The organism is Bradyrhizobium viridifuturi (assembly GCF_001238275.1).
Taxonomy (GTDB): Bacteria; Pseudomonadota; Alphaproteobacteria; order Rhizobiales; family Xanthobacteraceae; genus Bradyrhizobium; species Bradyrhizobium viridifuturi.
This window is the reverse complement of the sequence record NZ_LGTB01000004.1, coordinates 239754-256667: the sequence shown is the minus strand read 5'-3', so window position 1 is coordinate 256667 and position 16914 is coordinate 239754. Positions and strand designations below refer to the sequence as shown.

Here is a 16914-nt window from a genome sequence, read left to right as displayed (position 1 = left end):
ATATCGTTATGATCATAACAATATCGGGAGGCTCCAATGGTTGCGCGCGATTACACGGACCGCACGCGATACGACGCGCTGATGGATGTCGTGAAAAACCGGCTGACCACACGCGCCTTCGATTCCAGTTACGTGATGCCATCAGAGCATTACGACATGATCCTGGAGGCCGCCCGGCACGCGCCGTCGGGAGCCAATGCCCAGCCCTGGCACTTCATCGTGGTCACCGACCAGGACCTCAAGAACAGGATCACGGAGTATTTCCGCGAGGAGCAGGTCGCGCGCGCCCGGCTCAAGATGAAGTTTCCGACGCCGGACTATCGTGGCCTCGCGTCTGCTCCCGGCTTCATCGTCGTCGCCAGCGACTTCCGCTGGGTCAAGGCGTTTCCGGTGCTGAACGACGGCTCCGCGCTCGACACGATGTACAAGCAGAATGCCGAGCGCATTCTGCTGCAGAGCGTGGCGGCGGCGACGATGTCGGCGCATCTCGCGGCCGCCGCCCTCGGCTATAATGTCTGGTGGGTGACGGCGATCGGGCAGGAGAAGGCGCAGCAGGCGATGAAGCCGCTGCTCGGCATTCCCGATGAATTATCCGTGCTCGACATCATGTGCTTCGGGCCGCCGGCCAAGCCGCCCTACAAGCGCTGGAAGAAGAGCCTCGCAGACATCCGCAACTGGAACAGGTTCGATGATCAGCATCTCATGACCGAAGCCGACATCGACGAATGGGTTTCGACCACGCGCCACAAGGTGATGTACCGGGATGCCGAGAACGTCGACTAAGGCAGAGGCGGCGCCAGCCAGGCGGCTCGCGACGGACTACAGGCTGGAGGACCAGGTCGGCTTCCTGCTGCGCAAGGCCTATCAGCGCGCGTCGTCCAACCTGGTGGAGCGGATCGGCGCCTTCGATCTGACGGCGCCGCAATATGCGACGCTGGCCCGGCTCTATGAGCGCGGGGCGCTGTCGCAGAACCTGCTGGGACGCCTGGTCGCGATGGAGCCCGCCAATATCCGCGACGTCGTGCTGCGGCTGAAGAAGCGTCGGCTGGTTGCGACCCGGCGCGATCCGACCGACAAGCGGCTGATCCTGATCGACCTGACCACGGCCGGCACAGCGCTGGTCCAGCAATTGATCCCGATCGAGATCGCATGCACCGCGACGACGCTGGCGCCGCTCAAGTCCGATCAGAAGAAGCTCCTGTACGACCTGCTCGGTCGCCTCGCGGAGGACTGAGCGTCGCGCAGCTCAGGCCGAAATCGCCTTGGCCGATCCGACCTCGTTGCGCAGCAGGAATTTCTGGATCTTGCCCGTGGAAGTCTTCGGGATCGCCCCGAACACGACAGACTTCGGCGTCTTGAAGCCCGACATATGTTCGCGGCAATAGGCGATGATCTCTGCCTCGGTCGCGTTGGCGCCGTCCTTCAGCTCGATGAAGGCGCAGGGCACTTCGCCCCATTTCGGATCGGGCTTGGCGACGACAGCCGCGAACAGCACGGCCGGGTGCTTGTAGAGGATGTCCTCGACCTCGACCGAGGAGACGTTCTCGCCGCCGGAGATGATGATGTCCTTGGAGCGGTCCTTGATGATGACATAGCCGTGCTCGTCGAGCACGCCGAGATCGCCGGTGTGAAACCAGCCGCCGGCAAAGGCTTCCTGCGTCGCCTTCTCGTTCTTCAGATAACCCTTCATCACGATGTTGCCGCGGAACATGACCTCGCCGATGGTCTCGCCGTCGCGCGGCACCTCGCGCATGGTCTCGGGATCGAGCACCGTGACGCCCTCCTGCAGCGGATAGGAGACGCCCTGACGCCGCTTCAGCTGCGCACGCGCATCGGCCGACAGTTCGTCCCAGCCCGGCTGCTCGGCGCAGACCGAGGCGGGACCATAGACTTCCGTCAGCCCGTAGACATGGGTCAGCTTGATGCCGATGCGCTCGGCGCCTTCGAGCACCGCAACCGGCGGCGCCGCGCCCGCGATCAAGCCAATGACCGGCTTCGCTTTGCCGCCCTTCGGTGCGTCGGGCGCGTTGATCAGCGTGTTGTAGACGATCGGCGCGCCGCACATGTGGGTGACGCCGTGCTGCGGGATCAGCTCGAAGATCTTGGCCGGATCGACTTTGCGCAGGCAGACATTGACGCCGGCGGTCGCCGCGATGGTCCAGGGGAAGCACCAGCCGTTGCAGTGGAACATCGGCAGCGTCCAGAGATAAACCGGATGCTGGCCGAGATTGCCGGCGAGGATGTTGCTGACCGCATTGAGATAGGCGCCGCGATGATGCGTCACCACGCCCTTCGGGTTGCCCGTCGTGCCCGACGTATAGCTCAGTGCGATTGCATCCCATTCGTCGGCAGGCGGCCGCTCCACGAAAGACGCGTCACCTTGCGCGACCGCCGCCTCGTATTCGATCTCGCCGATCCGCTTGCCGCCACTAAACGCGGCATCATCGACGTCGATCACGAACGGCTTTGCGCCCTTCATCTGGCTCAGCGCTTCCGCGATGACGTGGCAAAATTCGGGGTCGACGAGAATGATCTTGGCGCCTCCATGGTCGAGCTGAAACGCGATCGACGCCGCGTCGAGGCGGATGTTGAGCGCGTTCAGTACCGCGCCGGTCATCGGCACCGCGAAATGCAGCTCGTTCATCGCCGGGATGTTCGGCAGCATCGCCGCGACCGTGTCGCCATGGCCGATGCCGCGGCCTGCGAGATAGGACGCGAAGCGCTTGCAGCGCTCGTAGGTCTGTTTCCAGGTGAAGCTGCGGCCCTCATAGACCGCGCTGATGTGGTCGGGATATACGGCCGCCGAGCGCGCCAGGAAGCTCAGGGGCGTCAGCGGCACGTAGTTGGCCGGCGTCTTGTCCAGCCCGATCGAGTACTGGTTTTGAGCTGCACTCATGGCTCTATCCGATCCGCAAGGTGCTTTAAAGGAAACCGATCGATATCCAGGGGAACATGGCGACGATGATCAGGCCGATCAACAGCGCCAGCATGTAGCCCCAGATCGGCCGGATACCCTCGGCCGGATCGACGCGCCCAATGGCGCAGGCGGCATAATAGCCGACGCCGAACGGCGGCGCGAACAGCCCGATGCCCATCGCCAGGATGATGATCATGGCATAGTGCACCTCATGGACGCCGACCTGGTGCGCAATCGGAAACAGCAGCGGCCCGAACAGCACGATCGCCGGGATGCCCTCGAGCACGCTGCCGAGGATCACGAAGGCCAGGATCGAGACCGCGATGAAGGTCGCCGAGCCACCGGGCAGCCCGGTCATCGACGCCGCCAGCGCCCGCGAGAAGCCGGACTGGGTCAGGCCCCAGGCCATGCCGGTCGCGGTCCCGATGATGAACAGGATAGCGCCCGACAGGCACGCCGTCTCGATCAGCATCGGCAACAGCCGCCGCCAGCTGAACTTGCGGTAGATCAGGAGGCCGATGACGAAGGCGTAGACGATGCCGATGGTCGAGACCTCGGTGGCCGTGGCGATGCCTTCGACCACGGCGTAGCGGATTACGAAGGGCAGGGCCAATGCGGGCAGGGCGAACACGAACGCCTTGCCGATCTCGCTGCCGGTGGCGCGCTGCACGTGGCTGCGGTCCTCGCCGCGGTAGCGCCACCACACCAGCCCCGACAACGTGATCGCCAGCACGACGCCCGGCAGCAGGCCGCCGGTGAACAGCGCCGAGATCGAGACGCCGGTGACCGAACCGATGGTGATCAGCACCAGGCTCGGCGGAATGGTTTCGGTCTGGGCGCCGGTGGCGGCGAGCAGGGCGACCAGATCGCCCGGCTTGGCGCCGCGCTGCTTCATTTCCGGGAACAGCACCGGTGCGACCGCCGCCATGTCGGCGGCCTTCGATCCGGAGATGCCTGACACCAGGTACATGGCGCCGACCAGCACGTAATGCAGGCCGCCACGGACATGCCCGAGCAGGCTCGCCAGGAATGCGACCATCGCCCGCGCCATGCCGGTCATCTCGATCAGCAGGCCAAGGAAGACGAACAGCGGCACCGACAGCAGGATCAGGTGGCTCATGCCCTCGTCCATCCGCCCGACCAGCACCATCAGCGGCGTCCGCGTCGTCAGCGCCAGATAGCCGAAGATCGCCATGCCGAAGGCAAAGCCGATCGGCACCCCCGCGAACACGCAGAAGCCGACCACGCCGACGAAGAAGATGATCAGATTGAGGTTGCCGAGCGGCCGCAGCAGCGGCTGCGCCAGCCAGAACACGGCGATCAACGCGACCACGGTCAGCGCCGCCAGCAGGAAGGTCTTGATGTTGCCGACCCGCGCCAGCCGCAGCAGCGCGAACAGCGCCATCAGGCAGGTGCCGACCGGCAGCGCCGCCGCGCGCCAGGTGTTGGAGATCTGCAGCGCCGGCGTGGTGATGAAGCTTTCCTCGTAGGCGTATTCGTAGGCCGGCCGCAGGATCAGGATCAGGAACGCCAGCGCGGCGCAGGTCGCGACCACGTCGAGATAGGCCCACAGCCGCGGCCCGGCGCTCGCGACCAGCGCCGTCATCCGCATGTGCTCGCCGCGGCGGAACGCCACCGCCGATCCAAGCATCGCGAGCCACAGGAACAGGATCGACGCCAGCTCGTCGGACCAGATCAGCGGCGCATGCAGCACGTAACGCGACACCACGCCGGCGAACAGGATCACGACCTCGGCGACGACGAGGATCGCCGCCGGGATCTCCACCAGCCATCCGAGCGCCGCCTCGATGGAACCGAGAACAGAGCGGCGGCGAGGGGGCTGTGACGCCGCCTCGCCGGCCACGGCCGGCGTCATCTCGACATGAGCCATAGCAAATCTCCCGCTGGCAAGCCTCCCGCTTGATCGATCAGGACAGTTTGCCGACGGACTTCTCGAGCAGATCCCAGGCCTTCTCGCCGTACTTGCCCTTCCACTCGGCGTAGAAGCCGGCGGCGCGCAGCTTGTCGCGGAACGGCCCGACTTCCGGCTGGTTGAACACCAGGCCCTTGCCGGCCAGTTCCTGCTTCACGGTGGCGTTGAGCTTCTCGGTGTCCTCGCGCTCCTTGACGGCGGCCGCGTTGACGTTCTTGGCGACGATGGTCTTGATATCATCAGGCAGAGCCGCCCAGGCCCGGCGGTTCATCAGGAACCAGAAGCCGTCCCACATGTGGTTGGTCATCGAGCAGTATTTCTGCACCTCGTAGAGCTTCGCAGCCGAGATCAGCGCCAGCGGGTTTTCCTGGCCCTCGACGATCTTGGTCTGCAGCGCCGAATAGACCTCGCTGAAATTGATCGAGGCGGGCGACGCATCGAACGCCTTGAACATCGAGGTCCACAGCGGCGACACCGGCACGCGGATCTTGAAGCCCTTGAGATCGTCAGGACCGTTGATCGGCTTGGTCGACGAGGTGGTCTGGCGGAAGCCGTTGTCCCAGATCTTGTCCATGACCTCGAGGCCGGCCTTGTTGATCTCGCCGCGCACATAGGCGCCGAGCTCGCCGTCCATGGCCTTCCAGACCGTGGGATAGTCAGGGAATGCGAAGCCGATACCGTTGATCGAGGCCGCCGGCACCAAGGTCGCCAGGATCAGGCCTGACAGCGTGAAGAACTCGACGCCGCCGGAACGCACCTGGCTCAGCATGTCGGTATCGGAACCGAGCTGGCTGTTCGGGAACACCTGCAGGTCAAACCGGCCGTTGGTCTCGGTCTTGATCGCCGCGGCCATCTCCCGGGCGCGCGCCACGAACGGGTGCGACTCCGGCAGGTTGTTGGCGAACTTGTAGGAGAACTCGGCCGACTGGGCGCGCGCCACATACGGCGCGCCAATTCCGCCCAGGACGGCGGAAGCGGCGGAGACCTTCAGTAGCGTGCGTCGTGAAAAGCTCATTGGTGTTGCTCCCTCGAGAGGCTTGTTGTTGTTCTGAGATGCCATCCTATACGGACCTGATGCCGCGGGGTCACCAGCGATCTCTGCACAGCTGGGGCTTATTGCAGCGTCCGTACGCCTCGGCAATATCGGCTTTCTGACGAGACGCGTGCGCGTTGATCGCGGTGCGATCCGACAGGTCTGGACCGACGCCATGCTGCGGTCGGGTGCGAAGATTTCCCACTAAATATCTGATCTAATTGTAGATATAAATATTCCATAATATACCTTATGCGAATTACGGATACAGGTATCCGGGGCGCTTGACGCTGTGTTGCGCTTTTGTCGAACGGCCTCCTTGCTAGGAAGCCCTGCCGACGGTATCGGCCATTCTTGCGCCGCGTGCCCCGAGTGGCTTGCGGCGCCCCGCTGTGGAATCGATTGCTGTCTGATGCTCGATCTCCGAATTCAATTCGGCCCCGCACAGCACGATGATCGCGGACATCCACATCCAGGTCATCAAGCCAATGGCGGCGCCCAGCGAGCCGTAGGTCGCACTGTAATTGCCGAAGTTCGCAAGGTACCAGGACAGCAGCGACGAACCGATCAGCCACAGCACAGCTGCCGCGACGGCGCCGACGCTCAGCCATTGCCAGCGCGGCTCGGTTCGGCTTGGGCCATAGCGGTAGAGCACCGCAAGCGCGACCAGCAGCAGGAGCAACAGGATGGGCCACCGACCGAACCGGACAATGAGTTCGGCACCAATCCCGAGGCCAAGCTGCTGCAGCAGAAGCGGAACGAGGACCACTGCCCCGACCATCAGCATGATCGAGATGAGGGCTGCGATCGTGAACGAGAGCGACATCAGATTGAGCTTGATGAAGCCGCGCTTTTCCTCCTCGTACACGACATTGAGCGCGTCGAAGACCGCCTTCATGCCGGCATTGGCGCTCCAGATTGCGATCAGCAGGCCGATCCCAAAGGTCAGTCCGAGCGTGGAGCTACCCTTCGCGAGCACCCGGGCGACCTGGTCCTGGACGACGGCGAACGAGCCTTCCGGCAGCATCAGCGCGAGACTCTGCAGATTGGACGAGATCGTCGACGGATCCGCGAACAGCCCGTAGCTCGAGACCAGCGCGGTGATGGCCGGAAAGATCGCCAGCAGACCATAGAACACGACGCCGGCGGCGGTCGCCAGCAGCCGGTCCTCGTCGATCTGCTGATACGTGCGCAGCAGAACGTCCTTCCAGCCGGCGGCCGGAATCTGCAGCGGCGTCTCAGCCAGCCGTCCGCGATCCTGCGTTTCTGCGAGTGCGGGAGCGGCGCCCTGCTCCCGTTCGACCGACGGCTCGGATCGGCATACGTGTCGATAGATCGCCAGCGTCGCCAGTGCCGTTGCGCCGGCAAGCATCAGGTCGTCGGACCAACTGGAGCGCGGAGCCATCGCTACTCCTGGATCGCGTCCGGCCGACGCCTGAACCGCGTTGCGGCAAACCAGCCGACCAACAGCAGAGCAGCTCCGGCGGCCAGCGCCTGAGTGGTGGTATCGGCGCTCGTCCCTGCCGCCGACCGGGAGGTCGCGATCAGGCGTGCCGCGACGGGCACTGCAATGGCTCGCTTGAGCACCGCGGCCTGCCGGCTCGGGCGCGGCGCGGCCGGCGCGGGACGCGCGAGCAGCACGCGGCCCGCGACCAGCCCCACCAGCCCAAGGAACAGAAACGCGCCGCCGACTACGGCGTATGCGATCCAGATGCCGTAACGCACTTCGAGCGCGTGGAAGCCGGCCGCAACGCCTATCCCGATCGCAACCAGAAGCGACACTGCGCCCACCAGCATGAAGGCGCATGCCAGCGCGTAGCCGGTCATCACCTGCCCGATCCATTGCCGCAGGTCTGCAAGATAGGAGCGGAAGATCAGGCTCAGCGAAGACGAACGGGTATGGGCGCTCATGGGACTTTCCGTGGCGATATCCATTGCGGATCGGCATCCGACAACCCGGCAGGATCACCGACGTTCCCTACCCGGCCGCGCGTGACGGCTCGGGCCGTGTGGCGCTTGCGTCAGCAAGCATCGTGCTGACGAGGTCCATGAGCCGCTGCTTCACCGCGTCGGCGTCGGCTGGCTTGGCTTTGGCGCTGACGGTCAGCTCGACGATGGGATGTACGGCATCGGAGATGTCGACTACCTTGGAGACATGCACTTCGGGCGCGGGCCGCGGCTCGATCCGGGAATCCTGGCGCAGCTGCGTCAGAATCTGTTCGCCGATGCGCTCGATCGGTCGCCCCGCGCGGACAGGGAACGATACCTTCACCTCACCGGTGCCGGGATAGGTGCTGTGATTGATGATGGCGCTGCCCCACACCGAACCGTTAGGCAGCAGGATCTGGGTGTTGTCGCCCGTAATCAGCTCCGTCATGAACAGCGACAGAGCCTGTACTTTGCCGGCCTTTCCGGCGACCTCGACCTCATCGCCGATCCGGAACGGCCTGAACAACAGCAGCATCACGCCGGCGGCGAGGTTCGACAGCGTCCCCTGCAAGGCCAGCCCGATGGCCAGAGACGTCGCGCCGAGCACCGCAACAAGGCTTGCCGTCTGAATGCCGAACAGCTGCAGCACGGCGATACCGACCACCGCGAGCACTGCATAGCGGGCAAGGCTCGACAGGAACACCGTGACCAGAGCGTCGACCCGATGCGTTGCCGTAAGCACACGCGATACGAAGCGCTGCGCGATCCCCGAGGCATACCATCCGAGAACCAGAAGCAGGATCGCAAAGACGGCATTGAGACCGTAAAGGACCAGTGTCGCCTTCAGTGTTTCGAGATTGAGCACCATCTGCCCTCCATTTGGCGAAGCCGACCGGCGCGGCCGCCGCAAGCAAGCCAAACGCACCGGAGAAAATCGCGTTCCCGGTGGCTTGGCCGGCGGGCCGAATGCCTAGCCGGCTGGGCCGAAGCCGGCACGCGGCGGGAGGGAGCTAGGAAAAGGTTGCGCCACCATGAGTGTCACGCGCTCGTTGGTCTCCAACGCGATCTTCTGCGCGAGCATCACGTCGCCTGGCACCAGCGCGCCGACGGGCCGGAAGCACCACCCCAGCACAACGCGATCCCGACCGTCCATCTCGTAAACGTTGGTCGATGTCCCGTAGCAAATCCGGTAGCGCTTGCCGGAGTCGGAGCCGACGACGTCGAAACGCCTGTATTTCTCGAATTGCGACCGCTGCTCCGGAGAGAGCCACGCGGACAACAACGCGATCCCGCGTGCCTCGATCTTCTCATAGGCATTCCAGCGATCGCGGATCGCACCCAAGGTCGCGTACGACGTGCCGGCGGCGCGCCGAAGCGTCGACAGTAAGGACACGTCACGCAGACGGCCCATCATGAGATCAGCCGCCGACCAGCCTGGGATAGAACAGGGTCTCGTCCGCGGTCGGATCCAGCGTGCGGATCAGCGCCGCTTCGCCGGACGATCTTCGCACGGCCGCGGTGTAACCGTCCGCCGTCAGCTCATTGAAGCGCGCGTTTGCCCAAGCCAGTTGTTCGCTGTCGTTCGGATCGAAATGCTGCCTCGTATCGCCGGTGTGGTCCATGACTAAGAGCACTGCCATCATTGTCTCCCGTGAAGCACATTCATCACTACATCACGCCACCGGCACGACCGTCCTCGGCGTGCCACCCATCCACTCCGGCAGCCTCGCGCCATCGCGATGCCGGCCGCCCGCGCAGGCGGCGGCCCAAGAGGCGACCGCGCCGAACAGCAGAGCTGCCGCAATCGAGAACGCCAGGATCACCGCGCTTCGCCGCGACCGCGCGATTGCAGTCCGGGCATCGCCGATCACGGTGTCGACGCGCTTTTCGGCTTCCGTGGCGGCAAGCCCCGTCGACGCTGCAACTTGCTGAATCAGATAGCTGCGGTCCTCATTGCTGACGCCGCTGTGGCCGGAACTGGTCAACAGGATGCGCCCTGCTTCCGCGCGCTCATAGCCGATATCGATATTGGCCGGATGCCGGAGCGACCGGTACAGGTGGTCAAGCTCGGCGCTTAGGAGCGGCTCCGCGGCTGTCGCGGACGAACGGTTCTGCACGACAGGTCGCGCAGCCGGCAGGGCGACCAGCGCAACCAATGCTGCGCTCGCGATGACGGCAAGCGCCCAAGCCGTCAGACCATGAAGTCCGTCGCGGCTTTCGATCACGTCCGACGGCGTCGCACCGATCACACGCTGTGCGCGGCCGGCGATGTAGCCTCCGACGCCGAAGCTCACCATCGCCTGCAGGATCAAATACAGCCCGGACAGCAAGGCGAGCGCGGCCGATGCATCGCGCCATGACGGCGAGCTTGAACTCACGCCTAGCCCGACTGCTGCACCAAAGCCGATCAGGATGACGGATAACGCCGACGCAGCCAACGCGCCGGCAAACACCGGGCTCCATTGCAGCCAAAGGCCGGTCGAATGGTCGGCCGACACGGCAAGCCCATGTTCGTTGTCCATGACGCGCCTACCGCAATCCGAAGAACGACAATATCGCGAGAATGACGACGATCAGTCCCACCAGATAGATCAGTTGGTTCATGCGAGCTCCTCCGCTCAATTCGTCCTGACAATCTGGCCGGCAAGTCAAAGTTCCTAGCCGGATGCTTAGGCACCTTGCGGAAATCTGAATCGGCGGGGCCGCGCCGCCGCGCTGTGGGGCCAGAACAAGGTGTCCGTCTTGCTTCGACCGGCGATGAAGCTCGGTCAAAACAGCAAAGCCCCGCCGCGCCGAAGCCCACCACGAGCGCCCGCATAGGAACCTTCTGCGGATCAGCACATTATCCCGGCACTTGCTGACCTATCAGCCCCCAAGGCGGTCAGCATCAAACCCCGCCCCGCGAAGGCGGGGTTTTATTTTGAACTTTCTCATCACAGCGGCGACGTATGTGTGGCTGGGGGATTTCAGGGCCCAGTGATCAGGCCAGCGTCGCGAGGCGAGCATATTCCGTCTCGGCGACGCTGTTCCTTTTTTGCGGCGGTACAGCTGGCGCGTCAAGCCCTGAATCCCCAGCACGTCAGCTGGGAGAGACCCCGCCTTTGCGGGGTTTTCTTTTGAGCCCGCGGACCACGAGACCGACACGACAACACTTGACGCAGAGGCGCGTCGGTTTGCCTGATAGTCTGCCCCCCCGACTCAAGGACGCCTTGGCGAGGCTTTGGAGACCGATGGCCCGACGAACCGGCAGCGCCGATCTGCCCCTCCATGGTGGACGCGTGCCGCCATGGCTGGCGGAGCGCATGGCGACGCTGGGCGCGATCATCACGCAGGCCGTGGTCCATCACTACGGCCGCGACGCGTTCCTGCAGCGGCTCTCGCATCCGTTCTGGTTTCAGTCGTTCGGCGCCGTGATGGGCATGGACTGGCATTCGTCCGGGATCACCACGAGCGTGATCGGCGCGCTCAAGCGCGGGCTCGCGCCGTTTCAGGACGAACTCGGCATCTATGTCTGCGGCGGCCGCGGCAGGCATTCGCGGCGGACGCCGGACGAGCTGACAGCGCTGGGCGAGCGGACCGGCTTTGATGGCGTTGCCCTCACCCGCGCCAGCCGTCTGGTCGCCAAGGTCGACAGCGCCGCAGTCCAGGACGGCTTCGAGCTTTACCTGCATGGCTTCTTCGTCACCGCGGACGGCAAATGGACCGTGGTCCAGCAGGGCATGAGCGACAGCAAGCGGCAGGCGCGGCGTTATCACTGGCATTCCGAGGGCCTGCGCAGCTTTGTCGACGAGCCGCACAGCGCGATCGATGGCCCATCGCAGGGCGAGATCGTCAATCTGACCGACCACCGCGCCGACGCCTCGCGCCAGGCCCAGCTCGATCTGCTCGCCGGGCTCGGTCCCGACGGCATCGCGCATGAATATGCCGAGCTGACCGAGAAGATCGAGGCGCAGGGCGATCTGCTGCACCTGATCATGCCTGCGCATCACGATGTGCGCTCGAGCGACGTGTTCATCCGACGCCTGCACGGCACCCTCGCCGCCGCCGCAGAGCGCGGGCCGCTGGACTTCCCGGAATTGCTGCTCACGCCCGGCGTCGCGCCCGCACCGTCGAGTCGCTGGCGATGGTCGCCGAAGTCGTCCACGGCACGCCATATCGCTTCCGTGATCCGGCGCGTTTCTCGCTCGCGCATGGCGGCAAGGACCGTCATCCGTTTCCGGTGCCGATCAAGGTCTATGACGAGACCATTGGTGTGCTGAAATCGGCGGTGCAGCAGGCGAAGCTCGGCCGCGACGAGGAGATGCAGGCGCTGAAGCGGCTCGACGATCAGGCGCGCAGGCTTGAGCTGACCGCAACCGGCCCGTCCTTCGAGGCCTTCGTGGCCAACGAGCGCGCGCGGTCGCCAAGCCTCGACGGCCGATCGGTTTTCGGCTGGGAGGCCGACCTCTCCGGCAACGACATCGCCAAACGGCGGTGACGCCCGTCAACGCCCCCTGAAGCGCGGCTTGCGCCGTCCGAGGAACGCCGCGACGCCTTCCTTGTGGTCGTCGGTCAGGCTCGCCAGCGCGAACTGGTCGAGATCCATGTGGCTGGCGAGATCGTCGAGCGCATGCGCCAGCCGGTTGACCGTCAGCTTGGTCATCGCAACCGAAATCGGCGGTTGCGCGGCGACCTTGGCCGCCAGCGCCATCGCGGCCTCAAAGGATTTGCCGGGATCGGTCACCTGCTGCACCAGCCCCCATTCGTAGGCTTCCTCGGCCGAGATCCGGTCATCGGCGAGGATCACGGCCTGCTTGGTTCGCGCCGGGCCCATCAGGTGCAGCATGCGCGGCACGCTCTGCCAGCTCATGTTCATGCCGAGCGCGATCTCCGGCACGCGTAGATGCGCATCGCGCGCCACGACGCGGAAATCCAGCGCGACGGCGAGCGCCACGCCGCCGCCGACACAGAAGCCCTCGATCGCACCGATCGTGACCTGCTCCATCTCTTGCCAGGCGCGCGTCAGGCGGGGCCCGAGCTTCAGGTGACGGCGCAGCGTGCCCATGTCCATGGTCGCGCGCGAACGCCCCTCGGCGTCCTTGAGGTCGAAGCCGGCGCTGAACGCCCTGGCGCCTCCGGTCAGCACCACCACCGAGGTGTCGCCATCGTCCTCGAAACTGCGCGCCGCATCGGTCAGCTGCCGCAGCGCCTCCGGCGACAGCGCGTTGATACCGTCGCCGCGGTCGAACCGCACCACCGCGATGCGCCCCTCCGGTCCGAGGTCTTTTTCTATCGTCACACAGTCAGCCACGCATACCTCCCAGCTCGCATTGTTGTGTACGGCCTGCCTCGACATAGCACGGCGGTTTCGCCTATTCTCTGGGCATGAGCGAACATGATCATCACCACCACGATCACGACCATTCCGAACTGTCGGAGACCGAACTGCGCGTCCGCGCGCTGGAATCGATCCTGACCGAGAAGGGCTATGTCGAGGCCGCCGCGCTCGACGCCATCGTGCAGGCCTATGAGACCAAGATCGGCCCGCATAACGGTGCCCGCGTCGTCGCCAAGGCATGGACCGATCCCGCCTTCAAGAAGGCCCTGCTCGAGGATGCCAGCAAGGCGGTCGGCACCCTCGGCCATGTCAGCCGCGTCGGCGACCATCTGGTCGCGATCGAGAACACGCCCGGCCGCCACAACATGGTCGTCTGCACTTTGTGCTCCTGTTACCCCTGGGAAATGCTCGGGCTGCCGCCGGTCTGGTACAAGGCCTCGCCGTACCGTTCGCGCGCGGTCAAGGATCCGCGCGGCGTGCTCGCCGATTTCGGCGTCAGCCTGCCGAAGGAAACCGAAATCCGGGTCTGGGACTCCACGGCTGAGACGCGCTTTCTGGTGCTGCCGATGCGGCCCGCAGGCACCGAGGGCTGGAGTGAGGAGCAGCTCGCCGAGCTCGTGACGCGCGATTCCATGATCGGCACCGGATTCCCGAAGACGCCCGGAGCGCCGTCATGAACGGCGTCCACGACATGGGCGGCATGGACGGGTTCGGCAAGGTCGAGCCCGAGCTGAATGAGCCGATGTTCCATGAGGAATGGGAATCGCGCGTACTCGCCATGGTCCGTGCGATGGGCGCGGCGGGCGCCTTCAACATCGACGCCTCGCGCTTCTATCGCGAGACCCTGCCCCCGCAGGTCTATCTGTCGAGCTCGTATTACAAAAAATGGTTCCTTGGCCTGGAAGCCCTGCTGCTCGACAAGGGCTATATCTCCAAAGACGACGTCGCATCCGGACATTCCGTCGCGCTGCCGAAATCGCTCAAGCACGGCAAATTCTCCATGGCCGATGTCGAGCGCATCATGGTGCGCGGCAAGTTCGGCCGCACGGCACCTGCGGCTGCGAAATTCAAGGCCGGCGATCGGGTGCGGGCGAAGAACATCCATCCCGCTACGCACACGCGGCTGCCGCGCTACGTGCGCGGTCATGTCGGCGTGGTCGAGCGCGATCACGGCTGTCACGTCTTTCCCGATACGGCTGCCAACGATGCCGGCGAGCATCCGCAATGGCTGTACACCGTCGTGTTCGACGGACGTGAGCTGTGGGGACCGGACTCCGATCCGACCATCAAGGTCTCGATCGACGCGTTCGAGCCTTATCTGGAGGCCATCTGATGGATGCCGGCGCCGCCGCGCGCGCGACCAGCGCCGTGTCCAGCATTCCCCGCGATCAGGACGGCCCGGTGTTCCGCGCGCCCTGGGAAGCACAGGCGTTCGCGATGGCGTTGACGCTGCATGACCGCGGTGTCTTCACCTGGCCCGAATGGGCGGCGGCCCTCGCCGACCAGATCAAGCGCGCACAGGCCGCCGGCGATCCCGACACCGGCGAAACCTACTACCAGCATTGGCTGGCGACGCTGGAACACCTCGTCGCCGCCAAGGGCGTCACGACGCATGAGACCCTGCATCGCTATCGCGACGCCTGGGATCACGCCGCCGACCGCACCCCGCACGGCCAACCGATCGTACTGACGACAGCGGATTTCGGGTAGCAGTCCCTCTTCCGTCGCGGATTGCAGAGCGCCGCATTTCACAGCTGTCGTCCCTGCGAAAGCATATGGTTATCGGCCACGTCCCGCAGCTTGGCTATTACAGGGTGGCATGGTCAGTTGCGCGATTTCGGAATAATGGAAAAATACGGCTGATTTGCCCGACTTGTCAAGGGGGCCGTGTCGAACGTCGACCGCCGACGGCTCCTTTGCATGGGGTTGTTTTCGATATTTTTGCAGAGCGCCCCTGCGATCGCTGCTGGGACCTGTACCGTCGGGTAAATCAGTGACTGGCGCCACCGCCCTGCGCGACGTACTCCCGCCAGCCCTTGGCGCGCAGGCTGCAGGCCGGGCATTCGCCGCAGCCATAGCCCCAATCATGCTGCGCGCCGCGTTCGCCGAGATAGCAGGTGTGCGAATGCTCGCGGATCAGATCGACCAGCCCTGCTCCGCCGAGTTCGTGCGCGAGCCGCCAGGTCGCGGCCTTGTCGAGCCACATCAGCGGCGTGTGCAGCTCGAAATTCTTGGCCATGCCGAGATTGAGCGCGGACTGCAGCGCCTTGATGGTCTCGTCGCGGCAATCCGGATAGCCGGAATAGTCGGTCTCGCACATGCCGCCGATGATGTGGCGGATGCCGCGCCGGTAGGCCAACGCCGCGGCGAAGGTGAGGAACACGAGATTACGGCCGGGCACGAAGGTGTTGGGCAGACCGTCCGCGCCCATCTCGATGGCGACGTCGCGGGTCAGCGCGGTGTCGGAGATGTCCGACAGTGTCGGGATCGCGAGCGTGTGGCTGTCGCCGAGCTTCGCCGCCCAATCAGGGCGCATCTGCTTGATCCCGGCAAGCAGCCGGTCGCGGCAGTCGAGTTCGACGGCATGGCGCTGGCCGTAGGAGAAGCCGAGCATCTCGACGCGCGCAAACCGCGACAGGGCCCAGGCCAGGCAGGTGGTGGAATCCTGGCCGCCGGAAAACAGCACCAGCGCCGTGTCGGAAGTGTTCTGATCGGTCATGGAACGGGCTTTACCACTCCTTCGCCCTATGGCCAATCGGTGGACAGCGCCGCGATTCCGGCGCGTTTTGCTGGGATCGACGGAGCCGATTTGGCATAACGGCTCGACCTCTCATCCAGCGGTGCTCCATGACCCCTTCCCGCGATATTTCCCGCCTGATCGAGATCATGGCCGCGCTGCGGACACCGGTGACCGGGTGTCCATGGGATCTCATCCAGAACTTCGAGACCATCGCACCCTACACGATCGAGGAGGCCTATGAGGTCGCGGATGCGATCACGCGCGGCGATCTCGACGATCTGCGCGAGGAGCTCGGCGACCTCCTGCTCCAGGTGATCTATCACGCGAGGATGGCCGAGGAGCAGAACGCATTTGCCTTCGGCGACGTGGTCGAGGCGATCACCAGGAAGATGATCCGCCGCCATCCGCATGTCTTTGCCGACAAGGACGGCAACATCCAGCCGGCCGGCGTCAAGAGCGCCTGGGAGCGCATCAAGGCCGAGGAGAAGGCCGAGCGCGCGGCGCGGCGGCCGGCGGAGGACACCGCGCACCAGTCCTTGCTCGCCAGCGTGAAGGCGGGCCTGCCTGCCCTGACCCGCGCGATGGAGTTGCAGCGCAAGGCGTCCACGGTCGGCTTCGACTGGAACGACCCGCGCGCGGTGCTCGCCAAGATCCGCGAGGAGGCCGACGAGATCGAGGCCGCGCTCGACCGCAACGACAAGCAGGAGATCGCCGAGGAGACCGGCGACCTGATGTTCGCGCTGGTCAATCTCGCCCGCCATGTCGACGCCGATCCGGAAGCCGCGTTGCGCGCGACCAACGCCAAGTTCGAGCGGCGGTTCGCCTATATCGAGAAGGCGCTGGCGGCGAAGGGCCGCTCGCTCGATGGCGCGACGCTCGAGGAGATGGATGCGCTGTGGAACGAGGCGAAATCCGCCGTCGTCCCGGCGAAGGCCGGGACCCATACCACGTGATCTATCGGTTGGTTGACGGTATCAGTCCCGCGAGTGACCGACGGACGCAGTCCGCAATTCGGAACTGCGATCCAGCACGATAACAAAGGCCG

The 16914-nt window shown here is 65.0% G+C and carries 17 protein-coding genes and 1 pseudogene; 7 read left to right on the top strand and 11 right to left on the bottom strand.

Annotation, left to right across the window (positions count from 1 at the left end; genetic code table 11):
- The first annotated feature begins 36 nt into the window (after nucleotides 1-36).
- Both ALC15_RS06195 and ALC15_RS06190 read left to right on the top strand, forming a co-directional pair.
- Entirely contained in the window at nucleotides 37-783 is a 747-nt protein-coding gene (locus ALC15_RS06195) for a nitroreductase family protein (RefSeq protein WP_050626501.1), read from the top strand.
- Complete coding sequence (locus ALC15_RS06190) at nucleotides 764-1234, top strand: MarR family winged helix-turn-helix transcriptional regulator (RefSeq protein ID WP_050626500.1); 471 nt, start codon at nucleotides 764-766, stop codon at nucleotides 1232-1234. Before ALC15_RS06195 ends, ALC15_RS06190 begins: the two co-directional genes overlap by 20 nt.
- Before the next feature lie 12 nt (nucleotides 1235-1246).
- Here ALC15_RS06190 and ALC15_RS06185 read toward each other — a convergent pair whose 3' ends face one another.
- The 9 genes from ALC15_RS06185 to ALC15_RS06145 form a co-directional block, all read right to left on the bottom strand.
- A complete protein-coding gene (locus ALC15_RS06185) occupies nucleotides 1247-2896 on the bottom strand; it encodes an acyl-CoA synthetase (protein WP_050626499.1) in 1650 nt (549 codons plus the stop codon).
- Nucleotides 2897-2921: 25 nt separating this feature from the next.
- Entirely contained in the window at nucleotides 2922-4808 is a 1887-nt protein-coding gene (locus tag ALC15_RS06180; protein WP_050626498.1) for a TRAP transporter large permease, read from the bottom strand.
- A gap of 37 nt (nucleotides 4809-4845) precedes the next feature.
- Nucleotides 4846-5865, bottom strand: coding sequence for a TRAP transporter substrate-binding protein (locus ALC15_RS06175; protein WP_050626497.1), 1020 nt, complete (start codon nucleotides 5863-5865; stop codon nucleotides 4846-4848).
- A gap of 340 nt (nucleotides 5866-6205) precedes the next feature.
- Nucleotides 6206-7288 (bottom strand): YihY/virulence factor BrkB family protein, encoded by a 1083-nt coding sequence (locus ALC15_RS06170; RefSeq protein WP_050626496.1) that lies wholly within the window; start codon nucleotides 7286-7288, stop codon nucleotides 6206-6208.
- A 2-nt stretch (nucleotides 7289-7290) separates the two neighbouring features.
- Nucleotides 7291-7794 carry a hypothetical protein gene (locus ALC15_RS06165; RefSeq protein WP_094193691.1) on the bottom strand — a complete coding sequence of 168 codons (504 nt, stop codon included), beginning with the start codon at nucleotides 7792-7794 and terminating at the stop codon, nucleotides 7291-7293.
- Nucleotides 7795-7861: 67 nt separating this feature from the next.
- Entirely contained in the window at nucleotides 7862-8722 is an 861-nt protein-coding gene (locus tag ALC15_RS06160) for a mechanosensitive ion channel family protein (protein ID WP_244485947.1), read from the bottom strand.
- A 60-nt stretch (nucleotides 8723-8782) separates the two neighbouring features.
- Complete coding sequence (locus tag ALC15_RS06155) at nucleotides 8783-9226, bottom strand: hypothetical protein (protein ID WP_244485946.1); 444 nt, start codon at nucleotides 9224-9226, stop codon at nucleotides 8783-8785.
- A gap of 4 nt (nucleotides 9227-9230) precedes the next feature.
- Entirely contained in the window at nucleotides 9231-9452 is a 222-nt protein-coding gene (locus ALC15_RS06150; RefSeq protein ID WP_050626540.1) for a hypothetical protein, read from the bottom strand.
- A gap of 33 nt (nucleotides 9453-9485) precedes the next feature.
- A complete protein-coding gene (locus ALC15_RS06145) occupies nucleotides 9486-10334 on the bottom strand; it encodes a hypothetical protein (RefSeq protein ID WP_050626493.1) in 849 nt (282 codons plus the stop codon).
- Nucleotides 10335-11042: 708 nt separating this feature from the next.
- Between ALC15_RS06145 and ALC15_RS06140 the strand changes: the two are divergent.
- Nucleotides 11043-12289, top strand: a pseudogene (locus ALC15_RS06140) (DUF763 domain-containing protein).
- Nucleotides 12290-12295: 6 nt separating this feature from the next.
- Here the strand turns inward: ALC15_RS06140 and ALC15_RS06135 are convergent.
- Nucleotides 12296-13102, bottom strand: coding sequence for an enoyl-CoA hydratase/isomerase family protein (locus tag ALC15_RS06135; RefSeq protein ID WP_050626539.1), 807 nt, complete (start codon nucleotides 13100-13102; stop codon nucleotides 12296-12298).
- Between the two features lie 74 nt (nucleotides 13103-13176).
- Here ALC15_RS06135 and nthA point away from each other — a divergent pair, with 74 nt between their 5' ends.
- The 3 genes from nthA to ALC15_RS06120 are packed head-to-tail and all read left to right on the top strand — an operon-like array spanning nucleotide 13177 to nucleotide 14839.
- Nucleotides 13177-13806 carry a nitrile hydratase subunit alpha gene (nthA, locus tag ALC15_RS06130; RefSeq protein WP_050626492.1) on the top strand — a complete coding sequence of 210 codons (630 nt, stop codon included), beginning with the start codon at nucleotides 13177-13179 and terminating at the stop codon, nucleotides 13804-13806.
- Nucleotides 13803-14462: a nitrile hydratase subunit beta gene (gene nthB, locus ALC15_RS06125; protein ID WP_050626491.1), complete on the top strand. Its 660-nt coding sequence runs from the start codon at nucleotides 13803-13805 to the stop codon at nucleotides 14460-14462. Before nthA ends, nthB begins: the two co-directional genes overlap by 4 nt.
- Entirely contained in the window at nucleotides 14462-14839 is a 378-nt protein-coding gene (locus ALC15_RS06120; RefSeq protein ID WP_050626490.1) for a nitrile hydratase accessory protein, read from the top strand. The genes nthB and ALC15_RS06120 overlap by 1 nt, the downstream gene beginning before the upstream one ends.
- 280 nt (nucleotides 14840-15119) lie before the next feature.
- On the opposite strand, the gene queC is transcribed toward ALC15_RS06120, so the two are convergent.
- Entirely contained in the window at nucleotides 15120-15848 is a 729-nt protein-coding gene (gene queC / locus ALC15_RS06115; RefSeq protein WP_050626489.1) for a 7-cyano-7-deazaguanine synthase QueC, read from the bottom strand.
- A gap of 128 nt (nucleotides 15849-15976) precedes the next feature.
- Between queC and mazG the strand changes: the two genes are divergently transcribed.
- On the top strand, nucleotides 15977-16822 hold the full coding sequence (mazG, locus tag ALC15_RS06110) for a nucleoside triphosphate pyrophosphohydrolase (protein ID WP_050626488.1): 846 nt from the start codon (nucleotides 15977-15979) through the stop codon (nucleotides 16820-16822).
- Nucleotides 16823-16914: the final 92 nt, after the last annotated feature.

Excerpts from the sequence above, each read along its gene's own strand:
- ALC15_RS06195 (WP_050626501.1), top strand. The coding sequence starts at position 37 with ATGGTTGCGCGCGATTACACGGACCGCACGCGATACGACGCGCTGATG.
- ALC15_RS06190 (WP_050626500.1), top strand. The coding sequence starts at position 764 with ATGCCGAGAACGTCGACTAAGGCAGAGGCGGCGCCAGCCAGGCGGCTC.
- ALC15_RS06185 (WP_050626499.1), bottom strand. The coding sequence starts at position 2,896 with ATGAGTGCAGCTCAAAACCAGTACTCGATCGGGCTGGACAAGACGCCG.
- ALC15_RS06180 (WP_050626498.1), bottom strand. The coding sequence starts at position 4,808 with ATGGCTCATGTCGAGATGACGCCGGCCGTGGCCGGCGAGGCGGCGTCA.
- ALC15_RS06175 (WP_050626497.1), bottom strand. The coding sequence starts at position 5,865 with ATGAGCTTTTCACGACGCACGCTACTGAAGGTCTCCGCCGCTTCCGCC.
- ALC15_RS06170 (WP_050626496.1), bottom strand. The coding sequence starts at position 7,288 with ATGGCTCCGCGCTCCAGTTGGTCCGACGACCTGATGCTTGCCGGCGCA.
- ALC15_RS06165 (WP_094193691.1), bottom strand. The coding sequence starts at position 7,794 with ATGAGCGCCCATACCCGTTCGTCTTCGCTGAGCCTGATCTTCCGCTCC.
- ALC15_RS06155 (WP_244485946.1), bottom strand. The coding sequence starts at position 9,226 with ATGATGGGCCGTCTGCGTGACGTGTCCTTACTGTCGACGCTTCGGCGC.
- ALC15_RS06150 (WP_050626540.1), bottom strand. The coding sequence starts at position 9,452 with ATGGCAGTGCTCTTAGTCATGGACCACACCGGCGATACGAGGCAGCAT.
- ALC15_RS06145 (WP_050626493.1), bottom strand. The coding sequence starts at position 10,334 with ATGGACAACGAACATGGGCTTGCCGTGTCGGCCGACCATTCGACCGGC.
- nthA (WP_050626492.1), top strand. The coding sequence starts at position 13,177 with ATGAGCGAACATGATCATCACCACCACGATCACGACCATTCCGAACTG.
- nthB (WP_050626491.1), top strand. The coding sequence starts at position 13,803 with ATGAACGGCGTCCACGACATGGGCGGCATGGACGGGTTCGGCAAGGTC.
- ALC15_RS06120 (WP_050626490.1), top strand. The coding sequence starts at position 14,462 with ATGGATGCCGGCGCCGCCGCGCGCGCGACCAGCGCCGTGTCCAGCATT.
- queC (WP_050626489.1), bottom strand. The coding sequence starts at position 15,848 with ATGACCGATCAGAACACTTCCGACACGGCGCTGGTGCTGTTTTCCGGC.
- mazG (WP_050626488.1), top strand. The coding sequence starts at position 15,977 with ATGACCCCTTCCCGCGATATTTCCCGCCTGATCGAGATCATGGCCGCG.